The organism is Patiriisocius sp., assembly GCF_051252435.1.
In the GTDB taxonomy this organism is placed as follows: domain Bacteria; phylum Bacteroidota; class Bacteroidia; order Flavobacteriales; family Flavobacteriaceae; genus Patiriisocius.
In genome coordinates this window covers 691727-707401 of the sequence record NZ_JBPOFW010000001.1, presented here as the reverse complement: position 1 = coordinate 707401, position 15675 = coordinate 691727, and the positions used below count along the sequence as shown (strand labels likewise).

The window sequence follows — 15675 nt, the reverse complement described above, 5'->3', positions numbered from 1 at the left end:
CTAAAATAACTTTAATTTTGTATCTTCAATACCTTAATTTAAATAAATAACTATGAACGGATTTGTCTTTTTTATTCCATTATTAATTCTTGTATTTTTTATTCTCCTTTCGGGGATTTTTACGGTAAAGCAACAAACTGCAGCTGTTGTGGAGCGTTTTGGGAAATATTTAAGTAGCCGTAGTTCTGGATTACATTTTAAAATACCTGTTATTGATAGAATTGCAGGACGTATCAATTTAAAAGTGCAGCAACTTGATGTACTCGTAGAAACGAAAACAAAAGACGACGTATTTGTCCGCCTTAAAATTTCGGTACAATTTCAAGTGATTAAAGAGAAAGTATATGATGCTTTTTACAAGTTGGAAAGTCCGCATGATCAAATTACCTCTTATGTTTTTGATGTGGTGCGTGCCGAAGTCCCAAAAATGAAACTCGATGACGTGTTTGAGCGTAAAGATGATGTTGCAATTGCGGTGAAACAAGAGTTAAATGAAGCGATGAGTGATTACGGATATGACATTATTAAAACACTTGTAACGGACATTGACCCAGATTTGCAGGTAAAAGAAGCAATGAATAGAATTAACGCCGCAGAACGCGAGAAAGTGGCCGCTGAATATGAAGCAGAAGCAGAGCGAATAAAAATTGTAGCAAAAGCACGTGCAGAAGCTGAAAGCAAAAGACTACAAGGACAAGGTATTGCGGATCAACGTAGAGAAATTGCACGTGGTCTTGAGGAGAGTGTAGATGTGTTGAATAATGTGGGGATTAACTCGCAGGAAGCGTCTGCATTGATTGTGGTGACGCAGCATTATGACACGCTTCAATCTATTGGAGAAGCAACAAATACAAACTTGATTTTATTACCTAATTCGCCACAAGCAGGTAGTAATATGCTGAACGATATGATTGCGAGTTTTGTGGCTAGTAATCAGATTGGCGAGGAAATGAAAAAGACAAATGCGGCTAAAGGAATTGGGCAGCCAAAGAAGAAAAAACGCACACCTCCTCCAACAGATTCAATGTATGGAGATGAAGAAAACACGGATGACGTTCAGTTTTAATTTATTTTATTAATTGATTACTATTGAAAAAAGATAAAGTATTACAGAACTTAGCCAAGAAAAGACATATTAAAAATCTTCGAAGAAAAGGCAAAAAATATAATTCTAAATCTTCGTTTAACCATCGTAGGCTTTTAAATCAAGCTGAAAGGAGAATTATAGCGTCTAAGAGTTCCCCTACAGCAACTTTTCTAAAAGAAAATAATGCTTTTAAAAATAGTAGTGAACAAGTTGTGATAGTCTTTCCAAAAAACTTTAGTTTCACTGAAAATTATTCATCTAGCATTAACGCCATTTATGCTGCGATACAAAGTTTTGATAAAATCCACAACAAAACAATTATTCTTTCTTTTAAAAACTGCCGATATATTGAAACATCGTGTCTTTTTATATTGGAACAATTATTGTTAGATGTCTTTAAGTATAAATTAAAAATTCAGAACAATTACTCTATTGATATTATTAATCGACTTGAAATAGAAAAATCTAAAAATGATAGTACCAATAAAAGACTTTGTCTTTTAGACAATAGGATTATTTCAGAGATAAGCGAAGAGGATAATGATTTGTTGTTATTAGAAAAATTTTCATATCAAGGAGCAAAGACCTCCAAATCTTATATTGAAGGCAAAAAATTAACTACATGTAAGAATATAATAAACTTCCTCAATAAGCAGTTATTTAGTACAACGGATTTTGTTTTGACAGAACAGGGAAGAAATAATTTTGAGGGAATTATTGGAGAGACGATAGATAACGCAGAACAACATTCAAATTATAGAGGAGAATGGAATGTTTCAGCATATTTTTTCAAGGACCATGATAAGTCTTTCGACGATACGGTCGTAGAAGTCCATTTACATTTTTTTAACCTAGGAGCAACAATTTACGAGTCGTTTTTAGGGCGTAAAGTTTTAAACGACTCTATGCACAAAAAGATTTGTGACCAAGTTAACTTAATATTGAGTAAAGATTCGTATTTTTCAAATGAAAATATTTTTACATTATTATCTTTAAATGAGGGTGTTAGTTCACTTAATTATGAAAATGCCAGTAGAGGAACAGGTATGATTTCTTTGTTAAAACAGTTTTTTGAAATTGGAGATTTTGAAGATTCCTCCAGAGGCTTAAACCCTTTAATGGCAATATTATCCGGGAAAACCCTTTTAAAAATAAACAATAAATACAAAGTGTATTCTAGTGCTGTAAACGGAGAAGATAGAATATCACTTAATAAATTCAAGTCTTTAAAATATGCACCAGATAAGAAGCATGTGCTTAATTTAAACCATAAGTTTCCAGGAACCTTAATAAGTCTGAGGGTTTATTTGAATAACAAACATTTAAAGAACAAGTTTGCATAATGGCTATACAAAACAAAAATTATTATGAAATACCACTATCTGATTACAGAGGTGTTAACAACACATCTTTCTTAGGTCGTATTCAAGGAAATGATGTAAGAAAAAAACTAAACCCAGAAACACTAATTGACAATCATGATAAAATTATTGTTAAAGTTCCAATTGGAACAACTTCTATCAATCCATCATTTTTCTTGGGGCTTTTTTTTGATACAATAAAAAAACTTGGAAACATAGAAAAATTCAAAGAAAAATTTATTTTTTCATTTGAAGAAGGTGAAAATGAAACTATTAGAGAAATTATTCTTAACGATATTAATGAAGCACTTGTATATGCTCGAAACTCATTAAGGAATATGGAAAGAGGATTTAAGTTTTAACGATGAGTACGGAATCTACAGCAATACTCGTAACGTTATTAATATTCATTATTACAACTATTTTCAATTATCGCAATTTAATTGATGATAGAAATAAGAGGCTGTATCAAGAGGTTATAGTAACCAGCCATATCATTGAGATAAAAAATTTTTTTGATTTAATTATTTCTGATTTTTGGATAGAAAAAAACAATCTAAACAATAATTATTCTAACTCAAGTTCTAATAATTATTTAGTTGATAAAGCCTTATCATTAAAAAAACTAAATAGTACAAAGAATAATTTTAATTATGAGATTATACCTTTATTCGATTCATTTGATCCAAAAGTAAGTCAAAGGTTAACCAATATTCTTTACAAATTTCAAGACACATATACAAGGAGAATAGGTATTGAGAATAAAGCAAGCATACACAGTGAAATTCAAGAGGAACTTAAATTAATAAAGATTGATTTTTTTAAGGAACTTTATATGCCTATAAAGCAAACCTACCTAAGTAATATTAGATTAGATTCCGTTATACTCTACATACTTTTAATTATATTCATTATTTTATTTTCTTTAAAATAGGTTTTTTAGTTTTTATCTTTCTTTTCGGTTAGCTTTCCAATAGCGAAGGTGGCTACTGGCATCAATAGCTTGAATAAAAAACCACTTGAAACCATTCCACTAAAAGCACCACCAACCAATTTGGATGGGGTAACATTTTCTTTAGTATGATGCACACTCAATTTAAGCTCTTCCTTGCTAATATCTGATTGCAATTTTAAGCGCTTCAATTCTAGGTCAATTTCTTCAAACGAGGTATAAATTTTTTGCATTCTAGTTTGTTTTTTCGTCGATCACTTTTTCCATCATCACTTCTTTCATCTTCTCTTTCGCAACATCTTCTGCTGAAAAATCTTTTTCATCATTGTCATCTAACAATTCAGAAAATTTAGACAAAATTCGTTGTGTGATTATTTTCTTTCCAAAAATAACGATACAAATAATTACTATTAAATAAATTCCAGCGACTATAAAGAAGCCTGAAAACATGCTTCCAAAAACAGAATTCAAATAAAGTGCAAAACCAACTGATAAAAACATTAATAATAATATTGCTATTCCCCCTAATAACAACATATTTATTAGCGATGTTGCAAATTTCATAGAATACTTAAAAAGGCGGAGTTTATAATACTCCGCCAAGTTTTCTATATATTCTTGAGCTTTATCGCCGGTAATATTTATACTATTTGTAAGCTCTTTAAAAGGCATATTATGATGTTGCTTTTTTCACTGAAGTTTTTACTTTTTCAACAGTGTTATCTCTTTGTAATTTAGCATTCTTCTCTCTTAACGTTTCCAATTTTCCCTCCAATGCAGAAAGAACATCATCTGCCTTGTAACTTGCTGAAGAAATTGCACTTTCAAGCTTTTGCTCTAAAGTCAACTTTGTATCTTTAGCTTTAGCTCCAAGTGCCTCAGAGGTTTTCTTTAGTTGTTTTGTAAGTTCTTTTTGACGTTTAGCGGTCTCGTTGCTAATTTTATTTCTGGTTTTAGAACCTTTGTCTGGCGCATATAAAATTCCTATTCCTGCGCCTATAGCTGCTCCTGTTAGGATAGCTAACAATGTTTGTCCTGAGTTTGATGCCATAATATATGTGTGTTTAAATTGTTAAGTTATTATTTAATACAAAGATATATCTAGCTTCGCCAAGCTATTGTTAACAACCGGTTAATAGTTGATTTATAACACTTAAAGTTATCCTAAATAGGCTTTGTTTTTGCCAATTTATCTTAAAATAAGATATTACTTAGTTAAATTACATTGAGCACAACATGAATAAAAATAAAATTTTCACATTCTATTTTATCATTAACTCTACTCCACCTTCGCCCAAGAATCTCTTAAGCCTACTGTCTTGTTGAATACCATTTTATCTTCTGTGGTATCTTTATCCACAGTGAAATATCCCATACGCTGAAACTGCACCTTATCCTCCACTTCAAGCTCTTTTAAGCTTGGCTCTGCATATGCAGTGATAACTTCTAACGAATTTGGATTTACAAACTCCATAAAATCTTTTTCCTTATTTGTATCTGGCGATGCAACGGTAAATAAGCGATCATAAAGGCGAACCTCAATCTCAATTGCTTCTTTTATGGCAACCCAGTGTAAGGTTCCTTTTACTTTACGCATGGAAGCTTCAGTCCCGCTACCACTAAGACTGTCTTCATCATAGGTACAATGAATTTCAGTAACATTTCCGTCGGCATCTTTTATACAATTGTTTGCTTGGATAATATATGCGTTTTTTAATCGTACTTCTTTACCCAATTTCAAACGGAAAAACTTCTTATTTGCTTCCTCCCTAAAATCTTCTTTTTCAATATATAACTCTCTTGAAAACGGCACCTTTCTAAAACCAGCACTATCATCTTCTTGATTGTTTTCGGCTTCGAGCCATTCGGTTTTATCCTCTGGATAATTGGTGATTATCACTTTTACCGGGTCTAAAACGGCCATCACTCTATTGGCCGCTTTATTTAAATGGTCACGAACACTAAACTCCAACCTAGAAACATCAATCAAGTTGTCTCGCTTACCTACGCCTATTCCATTCGCAAAATTTACAATAGACTCTGGCGTATATCCTCTTCTTCTTAATCCTGAAATTGTTGGCATTCTTGGATCATCCCATCCAGTTACCACTCCATCTTCAACAAGGCGTGCTAATTTACGCTTGCTCACAACTGTGTGGCTTAAATTTCTACGAGCAAACTCACGTTGTTTCGGACGTAGCTTTTTTGGATCTGCAACTTGGTCTAAAAACCAATCATATAATTCTCTGTGTGGCAAGAATTCCAATGTACAAAACGAATGTGAAACTTGCTCAATATAATCACTCTCACCATGCGTCCAATCGTACATGGGGAAGATTTTCCAATCGGTTCCTGTTCTATGATGACTTTTATGTAACGTTCTATAAATTACAGGATCACGCATCAACATGTTTGTTGATTTCATATCAATTTTTGCGCGCAACACATGAGCTCCCTCGGGTGCTTCTCCCGTTTTCATTTTCTCAAAAAGATCCAAGTTTTCTTGTACAGAGCGATTGCGAAAAGGACTATCAACCCCTTCTTGAGTTGGCGTTCCTTTTTGCTCAGCGATTGCCTCAGACGATTGAGAATCCACATACGCTTTTCCGTCTTTAATGAGCATAATTGCCCAATCATACAACTGCTGAAAGTAGTCACTCGCATAACATTCTGTCTCCCAATTAAACCCCAACCAGCTTACATCTCTCTTAATCGCATCTACAAATTCCTGCTCCTCTTTGGCTGGATTTGTATCGTCAAACCTTAGATTTACGGGTGCGTTGTATCGCAAACCTAATCCAAAATTTAAACAAATTGACGACGCGTGCCCAATGTGCAAATATCCATTGGGTTCCGGCGGAAATCTAAAACACAAATCTTCTTTTTTGTGTGTAGTCTCTAAATCTTTCTCAATAATTTGCTCAATAAAATTAAGCGGTTCTTTTTCTTCCATGTTGCTTGCTTTAACGCAGCGCAAAGATACCATTATTGTTAAAATCTAGCGAACAACGCCCCACAACTACAAACTAAATTTTATATTTACAGTAGCGCGGTTTATTCTGAAATTTTAAAAAGATTAAAAAGTCTTTCTTCGGAAATGTAATTTGAGTTAAAGAGATTATAGTTTAGATTTAGAATTTGAACGTTTAAAATAGAATTTTAATAGTAAGAATTCCTTTGATTATTAAAATTTTCGAAGCAAAAAGCATTTAAAAAATAGAATACTAAAATAGAAATATGAGTACTATTGAATTAAAAAATATACGAATACACGCCAACCACGGCTGCCTTACAGAAGAAGAAAAAATAGGAAGTGATTACCTCGTTAATCTTCGTGTGGAGGCAGATTTATTGAGCGCTGCACAAAGTGATGACTTGAATGATACAATAGATTATGTAGCTTTAAATAAGATTATTAAAGAAGAAATGGCAATCAGGGCAAAGCTTCTAGAAAACGTGGGATTTAGAATTATCGAGCGTATCCTAACCGATTTCCCAGAAGTAACGTTTTCAACCGTTACGGTTTCAAAAGTTAATCCTCCTATTGGCGGTGATGTTGAAGCGGTTAGTGTGACAATGACTTCGGCATAATTAAAAGATGGTTATTGTTTGCAAACTTAAGCGGTAATCTTTTATATTTGCGTCCTGCTTTTTTGGGCGAGTGAAGAGATTCCTGCCTTCGCAGTAATAAGGCATCTTGGCCGAGTGGCTAGGCAGAGGTCTGCAAAACCTTCTACAGCGGTTCGAATCCGCTAGATGCCTCTTCAAACCTTCAGTTAACACTGAAGGTTTTTTTGTTTTACAAAGTTGTTCTTAGTCACATTTCCGAAGAAAAAATATTACTCTATTACAGGAGGAATAGGTTTTTCTAAAGGGTCTAATTGTGTGGGAAGACTGTCAATTCCTTTTTGAACTTGTGCGGGGAAAATACCTTCCAATAACATAAAAACTCCAAATCCAACGATTAAAATACTTACCCATTTTTTTGTTTTGACTGTAAACCTGGGAGTCATTTTACTTTTAAGTTTTTTGGCTAACGCAACTTTTAAGATATCAATGGAAATAAAAACAACTAATACGGTTGTAATAAATAGAATAACACCTCGCTCTGTACTTGCATTGGCATTGGCAAGAATTATCATTCCCACCCATCCGGCGAGTACTCCAAAGTTTACAAAATTGAGGAAAAATCCTTTGATAAAAAGGCTCCACAAGTTTTTCTTTACTTCTAAAGCATGATGTTCTCGAACAATTTTATATAAAGATTTTGTAGTTCTTATGTATGAAATGACACCGTAAGCCACTAAAATACCTCCGCCAAAAATGAGCAAAGCTGGGTCATTTTTTACACGCTCCAAGAGTTTGGTCGTACTAAAATAAGCTATACAAATAAAGATAATATCTGCAAATATGGCTCCTGCGTCAAATGTAATCCCAGCTCTAAATCCCTTTGTTATACTTGTTTCTATAAGTGTAAAAAAAACGGGACCCACGGCAAAAGCCATGATAAATCCGTAAAATGCTGCAAATAGAAGTCCGTCCATAATTGTTTCGTAAAAATACAAAACCTTTTATGCTTTGGAAATACAGCAACTGTTAAGTTATTCCTTAATAACTATTTTACCTCCCAATCGTTTCTTCTTTTTTATATTTTTTGGATTTCCGTAGATATTGATGGTGCCACCCGCGGTTACTTTTGCTTCTACATTTTCGGTTGCATTGACATCAGCGACTCCTCCTGCGGTTACATTTACTTCAGTAGTTTGTGATTTTAAATCTTCGCCTCTAAATCCGCCACCAGAATTGACAATAATTTTTTGGTTTCCAATCCTGCCAGAAACTTGAATTGAACCTCCTGAAACAGATTTAAATTCTCCATTTTCACAATCTAATATTACATTGACTTCACCACCTTCTTGCACTCTGATAACTATGTCCTTTTGCTTGAAAGTTTCGGCACTTGTGATGTCGGCCCCTTCATTGGCATCAAGAATGGTAATTCCTGTGTGGTACACTTTAACTTTGGTATCATTTCCATTAAAACGCGTATCCAATTCCATTCTAATTTTCAGAATATTTTCATCATCTACCTCCACTTTAACGTCGTCCACATTTGTTCCAGTAATCACTACTTTGTTTTCTTCAGCAGAAATAAGTTCTACTTCAATAAGATCGAACACTTTAATTTCATCAAAAAGCGGTACTGTTTCTTCTCTGTTTTGGGCAATTGCAAAGGTTGATACGAAAACCAATGCTACAATAAATAGATTTTTCATATTTCGTTTTTTATTTTTTTGAAATGTGTTTTACAAAAGATATTCCAAAGTCGAATTTATACAAATTCGAAATCTAAGTGCTTTCTTACTAAATCGGCATTTTTCACTTTTACCTGTACTTCATCACCTAACACATATTTTTTATGCTTGCGCTGTCCAACCACAGCATATTCTTCTTTGATAAACTCATAGTGGTCATCGCGCATATCTTGGATTCTAATCATTCCTTCGCATTTATTCTCTATGATTTCTACATAGATTCCCCATTCGGTCACACCACTTATAACACCTTTAAATTCTTGGTCTTGATGGTCTTTCATATACTTGACTTGCATGTATTTAATACTATCCCGCTCAGCTCTTGCCGCAAGATTTTCCATATCGCTCGAGTGTGCACAACGGTCTTCATATTTTTCTTTTTTTGCACTTTCATTTCCATTAAGATAGCGTTGTAATAAACGGTGTACCATCACATCCGGATAACGACGAATAGGGGAAGTAAAATGAGTGTAATAATCAAATGCTAATCCGTAATGACCTATATTTTGTGTGGTATAAACAGCCTTGCTCATCGTACGAATAGCAAGTGTATCAATCATATTTTGCTCTTTACGACCTTGAACATCGTCTAATAATTTATTTAATGACTGCGCTGTGGAATTTCGGTCTTTGGTGTTCAATTTATAACCAAATTGCTTTATAATATTTTCTAACGCTGCAATCTTTTCATCATCTGGCTCGTCGTGTACACGATATACAAACGTTTTAGATTCGCCTTGCTTATTTTTATTTTTACCAATAAATTCTGCCACGCTTCTATTTGCTAAAAGCATAAATTCTTCAATCAATTTATTAGCATCTCTACTTTCTTTAAAATAAACTCCCGTGGGCGTTGCTTCTTCATCGAGAATAAATTTTACTTCAACTTTATCAAACGAAATCGCACCGGCGTTCATCCTTGCTTTTCTCAAAATTTTAGCAAGTCTGTCCATTTCTAAAATAGCACTCGCGATTGGAGCATCCACTTGATACGCTTTATCTGTAATGGAAATAGCTTCGGAAATGTTACGATCTAAATTACTATCGGTACTACTTTTCCCTACATTATTATCAATAATTTGCTGCGCTTCTTCATACGCAAATCGAGCATCTGAATATGTTACCGTACGACCGAACCATTTTTTTAAAACCTTTGCATTTTTATCCATTTCAAAAACAGCAGAAAACGTATATTTTTCTTCGTGCGGTCTTAATGAACAAGCTCCGTTTGATAAAATTTCTGGTAGCATAGGTACTACTCTATCAACTAAATAAACAGATGTTGCGCGTTCATACGCTTCATCATCAAGTATGGTTCCTGGTTGCAGGTAATGCGCCACATCTGCAATATGAATTCCTATTTCGTAGTTTCCATTTTCAAGGGTAGTAAATGAAAGTGCATCATCAAAATCTTTTGCGTCTTTTGGATCGATGGTAAATGTTAAATCCTTTCGCATATCTCGCCGTTTAGCAATTTCCGAAGCATGTATTTTAGTATCCAACGTATTTGCATATTCCTCCACTTCTGGTGGAAAATCATACGGCAAACCATATTGCGCTAATATAGAATGTATCTCAGTGTTATGCTCGCCGGGCATCCCCAAACTTTTGAGTACGGTACCATAAGGAGAGTCTGCTTTTTCGGGCCAATCGTCCATACGCACCAATACTTTTTCACCTTGTTTTGCATCTCCAATATTTGCTTTTGGTACAAAAATATCAGTGTACATTTTATGATCACTCGTATCTACAAATGCAAAATTTTCTTTGATATCGATGGTGCCAACAAACTCGGTTTTACTTCTTTCAATAATTCTTGTTACTTCACCTTCAGTCTTCCCACCGCGGCGGCGTTTAAAAACATATACCTCAACAATATCATTTTGTAGTGCTTTATTGAGATTTTTATTCTTTACGAGGATATCGTCTTCTAAGTCTTCCACTATAATGTAGCCTTGACCACGTCCAGCGATATCGACCTTTCCTGTGTAGTAATTTTGGTTTGGGGTAAGAATATATTTACCTCTTTCAATTTCCTGAATGGTCTTTTTAACTTGTAATTCTTTTAATTTTTTTACAATCTGGTTGCGGCTATTTGCGTCATCAACGCCCATTTTTGCAGCTATTTGTTTATGATTTTGTGGGTTTGAATGATCCTTTCGAAGTACTTCAAGGATTTTTTGTTCAAGGCCATCTGTATTCTTTTTTGTTTTTTGTTTTGTTCTTTTCGACATATACATTGCTCAGACAATTTTGTCTCAGTCTTTTTTTTGTTCCCACAAAGGTGGGAATTGTATTATTATTTAATGTAAAAATACCTTTAATAAAAATCAATCACTTTGTTATTTGTAAAGATTTAAGATTGTGTGCTTTAGTTAAGAGACAGAAAAGCTTGATAAGATTATATTCTGGAGGGAAGAATTGCACTAAACTATTATATTTTTAAGTAGTTTTATTTCAGAAATACTATAAAAATTATACCTAAATTTAACTAATGGAAGATTATAAAACAATAGCGGTTTTCACGTTCCCAAACGAATATGCTGTGCTGCAACATTTGTTTGAGCAGGCGGAGTTGCGGTATTTTTTCCAGAATGAAACAATGATCAGTGTTCTTCCATTTCATAGTAACGCTTTTGGCGGAATCAGACTTAAAGTGCATCCTAGCGATATTGACAAAGCGAAAGTTATTATGAATTCTCTAGAGGATGACTCGCATTTATCTGTTGTTTGAAACATGGTATTTTTCCGAAATAAAAACTTCTATTTTTAAACTTATCCCTGTTATCAACAACTATACATACTTCACTTTTTTCTTTTTAAAAATTTAAAATAAAAATGATGTATATGATGGTATGTTAATAGCGGTATAACTTTGTGGTGCAATGCTTGTTTTAATAGTTGTAGTTTGTTTTTAGTACGTTATTAACAAGATATAAAAGGTGATTTCTTCTGAAATATAAGACATTGTAACCTTGAATTAACAATTGTTGATAAAGTGAATTCACTATAGATTTTTGATAATATTTTAAAATTTCAGTGTTAGAAAGTCCAACTTTTAATCTGAAAAGTAACCTATAAATTCGGTAGTTATATTTTGGAATTTCAAATTAAAAATGGATATGAATTTTTTGAAACTACTGTGCAAATTTTTCTTTCTTTTTCTACGAGTTAGATATTAACAACAATGTTAAGTAAATGTTAACAGCTTGAATTCTATTTTAACAAACACGATTTCAGTACTTTTTTCTGAAATGTAATCCATCCACCCGATAACTATTTTTATCTTTACATTATTCTGAATATTAATTAAAAATTACCCGTTTTTATCTTGTCTTCGACGAATGAGAAACGAGTGAGAGAAAGAAAAAAAATGAAAATAGCTATAGGAAATGACCACGCAGGACCCGATTATAAATTTGCAATTGTAGCATATTTAAAAGAACAAGGACACGAAGTTACAAATTACGGAACCGATACGTTAGACAGTGTTGATTACCCAGATTTTGCAAACCCAGTAGCAAAAGCTGTTGATGATGGCGAAGTGCCATTCGGAATTCTTATCTGCGGGAGCGCCAACGGCGTTGCAATGACGGCAAATAAATATCCAAAAGTACGTGCAGCCATTTGCTGGAATCAAGAAATCGTTGCGTTGAGCCGTCAACATAATGACGCAAACATACTGTGTATTCCAGCTCGTTTTACATCTATCCCTCAAGCTGTAAAAATGGTACAAACTTTTTTGAAAACTGAATTTGAAGGAGGCCGCCATCAAAATAGAGTTGATAAGATAACGTGTTCTTAATTTTCACTTGTTATGAAGCTGTATAGATCTAAGATAAATTTCATTTTACTAGGAATTCTAGCAGCGCTATTTATAGTGTTTGTTGTCAAATTAATTTTAGATGAAAGAATGGATACTTTGGGCGGATGGTTGTTAAAGATAATTATTGGGTTAATTTTAGTTTTTTGTATTGATCTTTTTTTAAGAACTCGTTATATTATTAAAGACAAGGTGTTACTTATTAAATCTGGAATTTTTTCTTATCCTGCAATACCAATCCAAAGTATAATTAGTATTGAAAAAATACATTCATTGTTATCTTCTCCAGCACCCTCTTTTGATAGATTGGAAATAAAATATGAAACGTATGATAGTATTATAATTTCACCAAGACATAAAAAGGAATTTATTAAACATTTACAAAGTATCAACCCTTCGATTACTTCATCTATTTAAATATGGGGGACTCACATTCACACGGACATTCTCATTCGCACACTAATTTAAAAGGGAGAAAACTTCTTCTTTCTATTTTACTAAATATTATTATTACAGTAGCGCAGGTTATTGGTGGTTTGATTTCTGGGAGTTTGTCTTTATTAAGTGATGCATTGCATAACTTTAGTGATGTACTATCTCTTATTGTAAGTTTTATAGCAGATTTATATTCAAAAAAAGAAGCTTCCCTCACAAAGACCTTTGGTTACAAACGTGCTGAAATTATTGCCGCATTTGTAAATGCACTATCCTTAATATTAGTTGCAATTTATTTAGTTTACGAAGCTGTTGAACGTTTTTTGAATCCCCAGGCGATTGAAAGTGGCATTGTTATTTGGCTGGCTGTTTTAGGAATTGCTGCCAATGGTTTTAGTGTACTCTTATTAAAAAAAGATAGTAAAGAAAACATGAATATGCGCTCTGCCTATTTACACTTATTGACAGATATGTCTGCTTCGGTCGCAGTATTGATTGGCGGATTATTAATGAAATATTTTGGGTGGTTTTGGGTGGATAGCGTATTGACCGTATTGATTGCAATTTATTTAATTGTTATGGGCTGGGATTTATTCAAACAAAGTTTTAAAGTTTTAATGTTGTACACACCAGACCATTTGAACATAGAAGAAATTAGTAGTAAAATTATTGAAATTTCAGAAATTAAAAATGTGCACCACGTCCATGTTTGGCAATTAAATGAAAAGGAGATTCATCTTGAAGCACACATCGTATTGGAACGAGATGTTACTATTTCTCAATTTGATAGTATTTCTGAAACGGTTGAAGAATTATTATTTCACGATTACGAAATTAATCACGTAACCCTCCAACCAGAATGGAATAAAGATGATGTAAAAGACATCATAGTTCAGGACTGAAAAAGAAATTAAAAACATCAAAGGATTATTTTATGAATATTACTATTAAAACTTTTGATGAGTTGACCATCTACGAGTTGCATGATTTGTTACAATTGCGAAGTGAAGTTTTTGTGGTTGAACAGGATTGCGTATATCAAGATATTGATGGAAAAGACGCAAAAGCCCTTCACATCATAGGAACAAAGGAAAATAGAGTAGTTGCGTATACAAGGTGTTTCCCGCCTGGATATTACTTTGATCAAGCCGCTATAGGTAGAGTAGTGGTTGATGCCAATGAGCGAAAATTTGGATATGGACATGATATTATGAAAGCTTCAAAAAAAGCCATAAAAAATAGGTTTGAAACCGAAGAAATAAAACTCTCAGCTCAAACCTATTTAATAAAATTTTATGAATCACATGGTTTCCACCAAGTAGGCGAGGGCTACCTCGAAGACGGAATTCCACATGTTGCAATGATTATAACTTGATCATATTTTTTTCCATATTCAAGTCATCTAACATCGTGTTCGTAAAACTGTAATGCCCTTTGCGAGTAAAAATCTTGAATTTACATTTTTTCATTCTACTCAATACTTCTAGAAAACGCCACTTTGATTTTAAAAGGTTAGGTTTATCAGACTTTAAGCTAATTTCAAAATAATGCTTAATTCCGGCACGCTCTGCAACAATATCTGGAGTTACCTTAACATCGCTATCGGCTTTGTGATATGATTTTGGAGTTTCATACCCTTCAATATCCGCTTTGATATTTTTGTAATCTCTATTCTCTAAATATTCTACTGCTTCCCTAATTGTCTCTGTGCTTTCGCGTTTGTCTATCTGTATCATAACTCATAATATAAGGTAAATGATTGAAAATCTGCGTTAACGGGGTGTTAAATGATTGAATCAGGATGATTTACTCTTCACGTTTTTATTAAAAGGAATTCCAAGCTGCACCATTATATTTTCATCATCGGTATGATCTGCAATGTCAATTCCATACTTAATTTCATTTACATTTCCGTAGACAAACGTACCGAAAAGTCTATCCCAAATTGAAAACATATTACCATAATTGCTGTCGGTCCACGGAAGTTCATTATGGTGATGGAATTTATGCATATTAGGTGTTACGATTACGTAGCTAAGTGCTTTATCTAATGCAATCGGTAGTCTGATATTTGCATGCGTAAAATAAGTAAAAGCGACGCTTAAAATGCGATAGAATAAATAAAACGAAATGGGCATTCCCATAATAATAACCGCTACGAGCGCAAAAGTTTCGCGAATAATAAAATCGAAAGGATGATGTCTCGTTCCAGTTGTCGCATCCACATATTTATCGCTATGATGAACAATATGCAATCGCCACATGGCTGGCACTTTATGCAATAAATAGTGAACGCCATATTGCGCAATAACGTCCAAGACTAGAATTGACAGCAATAACTTTACCCAAATAGGCGCTTCAAATTGATAAAGCAAACCAAATTTTTCTGCGCCTAACCAAGTAAAAACTCCGAGTGTTATAATTCCAAAAACAGCGTTGATGAGCATTACGAAAAAGAGTAGAAAAAGATTTGTTTTTGCATGCCGCCATTTTTTGTAGGGTTTGGTAGCTAGCGAATAATAGCCTTCTAAAATCCAAAAAACTGCCAAAACAAAAAATACCCATCCGGCTTTTAACCAAATGGGCATTGTTTCAAAAAAGTTTAAAAATGAGTCCATAGTTTTACTCGCTTCATAATGGTTTTGGCCTCAGTTTATATTGAGCTTGCCGAAGTACTTAACCAAATCGGATTTCAACTCCTC

The 15675-nt window shown here is 33.5% G+C and carries 19 protein-coding genes and 1 tRNA gene; 11 read left to right on the top strand and 9 right to left on the bottom strand.

Annotation, left to right across the window (positions count from 1 at the left end; genetic code table 11):
- Positions 1 to 52: 52 nt before the first annotated feature.
- The 4 genes from ACSHW7_RS03200 to ACSHW7_RS03185 are packed head-to-tail and all read left to right on the top strand — an operon-like array spanning position 53 to position 3382.
- Complete coding sequence (locus tag ACSHW7_RS03200) at positions 53 to 1066, top strand: SPFH domain-containing protein (RefSeq protein WP_435677868.1); 1014 nt, start codon at positions 53 to 55, stop codon at positions 1064 to 1066.
- A 23-nt stretch (positions 1067 to 1089) separates the two neighbouring features.
- Positions 1090 to 2430, top strand: a complete 1341-nt coding sequence (locus ACSHW7_RS03195; protein ID WP_435677867.1) for a hypothetical protein — start codon at positions 1090 to 1092, stop codon at positions 2428 to 2430.
- Entirely contained in the window at positions 2430 to 2810 is a 381-nt protein-coding gene (locus ACSHW7_RS03190; RefSeq protein WP_435677866.1) for a hypothetical protein, read from the top strand. Before ACSHW7_RS03195 ends, ACSHW7_RS03190 begins: the two co-directional genes overlap by 1 nt.
- Positions 2811 to 2812: 2 nt before the next feature.
- Positions 2813 to 3382: a hypothetical protein gene (locus ACSHW7_RS03185; RefSeq protein ID WP_435677865.1), complete on the top strand. Its 570-nt coding sequence runs from the start codon at positions 2813 to 2815 to the stop codon at positions 3380 to 3382.
- A gap of 5 nt (positions 3383 to 3387) precedes the next feature.
- Here ACSHW7_RS03185 and ACSHW7_RS03180 read toward each other — a convergent pair whose 3' ends face one another.
- From ACSHW7_RS03180 to ACSHW7_RS03165, 4 genes are all read right to left on the bottom strand, one after another.
- Positions 3388 to 3633: a DUF6327 family protein gene (locus ACSHW7_RS03180; protein ID WP_435677864.1), complete on the bottom strand. Its 246-nt coding sequence runs from the start codon at positions 3631 to 3633 to the stop codon at positions 3388 to 3390.
- 1 nt (position 3634) lies between these two features.
- Complete coding sequence (locus tag ACSHW7_RS03175) at positions 3635 to 4072, bottom strand: phage holin family protein (RefSeq protein WP_435677863.1); 438 nt, start codon at positions 4070 to 4072, stop codon at positions 3635 to 3637.
- Between the two features lies 1 nt (position 4073).
- Entirely contained in the window at positions 4074 to 4451 is a 378-nt protein-coding gene (locus ACSHW7_RS03170; protein ID WP_435677862.1) for a YtxH domain-containing protein, read from the bottom strand.
- A 228-nt stretch (positions 4452 to 4679) separates the two neighbouring features.
- Positions 4680 to 6353, bottom strand: coding sequence for a glutamine--tRNA ligase/YqeY domain fusion protein (locus tag ACSHW7_RS03165; RefSeq protein ID WP_435677861.1), 1674 nt, complete (start codon positions 6351 to 6353; stop codon positions 4680 to 4682).
- A gap of 284 nt (positions 6354 to 6637) precedes the next feature.
- Here ACSHW7_RS03165 and folB point away from each other — a divergent pair, with 284 nt between their 5' ends.
- On the top strand, positions 6638 to 6991 hold the full coding sequence (folB, locus tag ACSHW7_RS03160; protein WP_435677860.1) for a dihydroneopterin aldolase: 354 nt from the start codon (positions 6638 to 6640) through the stop codon (positions 6989 to 6991).
- A gap of 100 nt (positions 6992 to 7091) precedes the next feature.
- A tRNA-Cys gene (locus tag ACSHW7_RS03155) sits at positions 7092 to 7162 on the top strand.
- Positions 7163 to 7239: 77 nt separating this feature from the next.
- On the opposite strand, the gene ACSHW7_RS03150 is transcribed toward ACSHW7_RS03155, so the two are convergent.
- Genes ACSHW7_RS03150 through rnr form a run of 3 tightly spaced genes read right to left on the bottom strand, consistent with a single transcriptional unit; the run spans position 7240 to position 10949 of the window.
- Positions 7240 to 7944, bottom strand: coding sequence for a LysE family translocator (locus ACSHW7_RS03150; protein ID WP_435677859.1), 705 nt, complete (start codon positions 7942 to 7944; stop codon positions 7240 to 7242).
- A gap of 57 nt (positions 7945 to 8001) precedes the next feature.
- Positions 8002 to 8676 carry a head GIN domain-containing protein gene (locus ACSHW7_RS03145; protein ID WP_435677858.1) on the bottom strand — a complete coding sequence of 225 codons (675 nt, stop codon included), beginning with the start codon at positions 8674 to 8676 and terminating at the stop codon, positions 8002 to 8004.
- Between the two features lie 56 nt (positions 8677 to 8732).
- On the bottom strand, positions 8733 to 10949 hold the full coding sequence (gene rnr / locus ACSHW7_RS03140; protein WP_435677857.1) for a ribonuclease R: 2217 nt from the start codon (positions 10947 to 10949) through the stop codon (positions 8733 to 8735).
- A gap of 260 nt (positions 10950 to 11209) precedes the next feature.
- Between rnr and ACSHW7_RS03135 the strand changes: the two genes are divergently transcribed.
- From ACSHW7_RS03135 to ACSHW7_RS03115, 5 genes are all read left to right on the top strand, one after another.
- Positions 11210 to 11449: a DUF2007 domain-containing protein gene (locus ACSHW7_RS03135; RefSeq protein WP_435677856.1), complete on the top strand. Its 240-nt coding sequence runs from the start codon at positions 11210 to 11212 to the stop codon at positions 11447 to 11449.
- Between the two features lie 639 nt (positions 11450 to 12088).
- Positions 12089 to 12520: a ribose 5-phosphate isomerase B gene (rpiB, locus tag ACSHW7_RS03130; RefSeq protein ID WP_435677855.1), complete on the top strand. Its 432-nt coding sequence runs from the start codon at positions 12089 to 12091 to the stop codon at positions 12518 to 12520.
- 12 nt (positions 12521 to 12532) lie between these two features.
- On the top strand, positions 12533 to 12955 hold the full coding sequence (locus ACSHW7_RS03125) for a PH domain-containing protein (RefSeq protein WP_435677854.1): 423 nt from the start codon (positions 12533 to 12535) through the stop codon (positions 12953 to 12955).
- 2 nt (positions 12956 to 12957) lie between these two features.
- On the top strand, positions 12958 to 13875 hold the full coding sequence (locus ACSHW7_RS03120; RefSeq protein WP_435677853.1) for a cation diffusion facilitator family transporter: 918 nt from the start codon (positions 12958 to 12960) through the stop codon (positions 13873 to 13875).
- Positions 13876 to 13907: 32 nt separating this feature from the next.
- Positions 13908 to 14348: a GNAT family N-acetyltransferase gene (locus tag ACSHW7_RS03115; RefSeq protein WP_435677852.1), complete on the top strand. Its 441-nt coding sequence runs from the start codon at positions 13908 to 13910 to the stop codon at positions 14346 to 14348.
- On the opposite strand, the gene ACSHW7_RS03110 is transcribed toward ACSHW7_RS03115, so the two are convergent.
- Both ACSHW7_RS03110 and ACSHW7_RS03105 read right to left on the bottom strand, forming a co-directional pair.
- Positions 14338 to 14709, bottom strand: coding sequence for a hypothetical protein (locus ACSHW7_RS03110; RefSeq protein ID WP_435677851.1), 372 nt, complete (start codon positions 14707 to 14709; stop codon positions 14338 to 14340). The two genes, ACSHW7_RS03115 and ACSHW7_RS03110, sit on opposite strands and share 11 nt — an antisense overlap.
- Positions 14710 to 14769: 60 nt before the next feature.
- Positions 14770 to 15591 carry a sterol desaturase family protein gene (locus tag ACSHW7_RS03105; RefSeq protein ID WP_435677850.1) on the bottom strand — a complete coding sequence of 274 codons (822 nt, stop codon included), beginning with the start codon at positions 15589 to 15591 and terminating at the stop codon, positions 14770 to 14772.
- Positions 15592 to 15675: the final 84 nt, after the last annotated feature.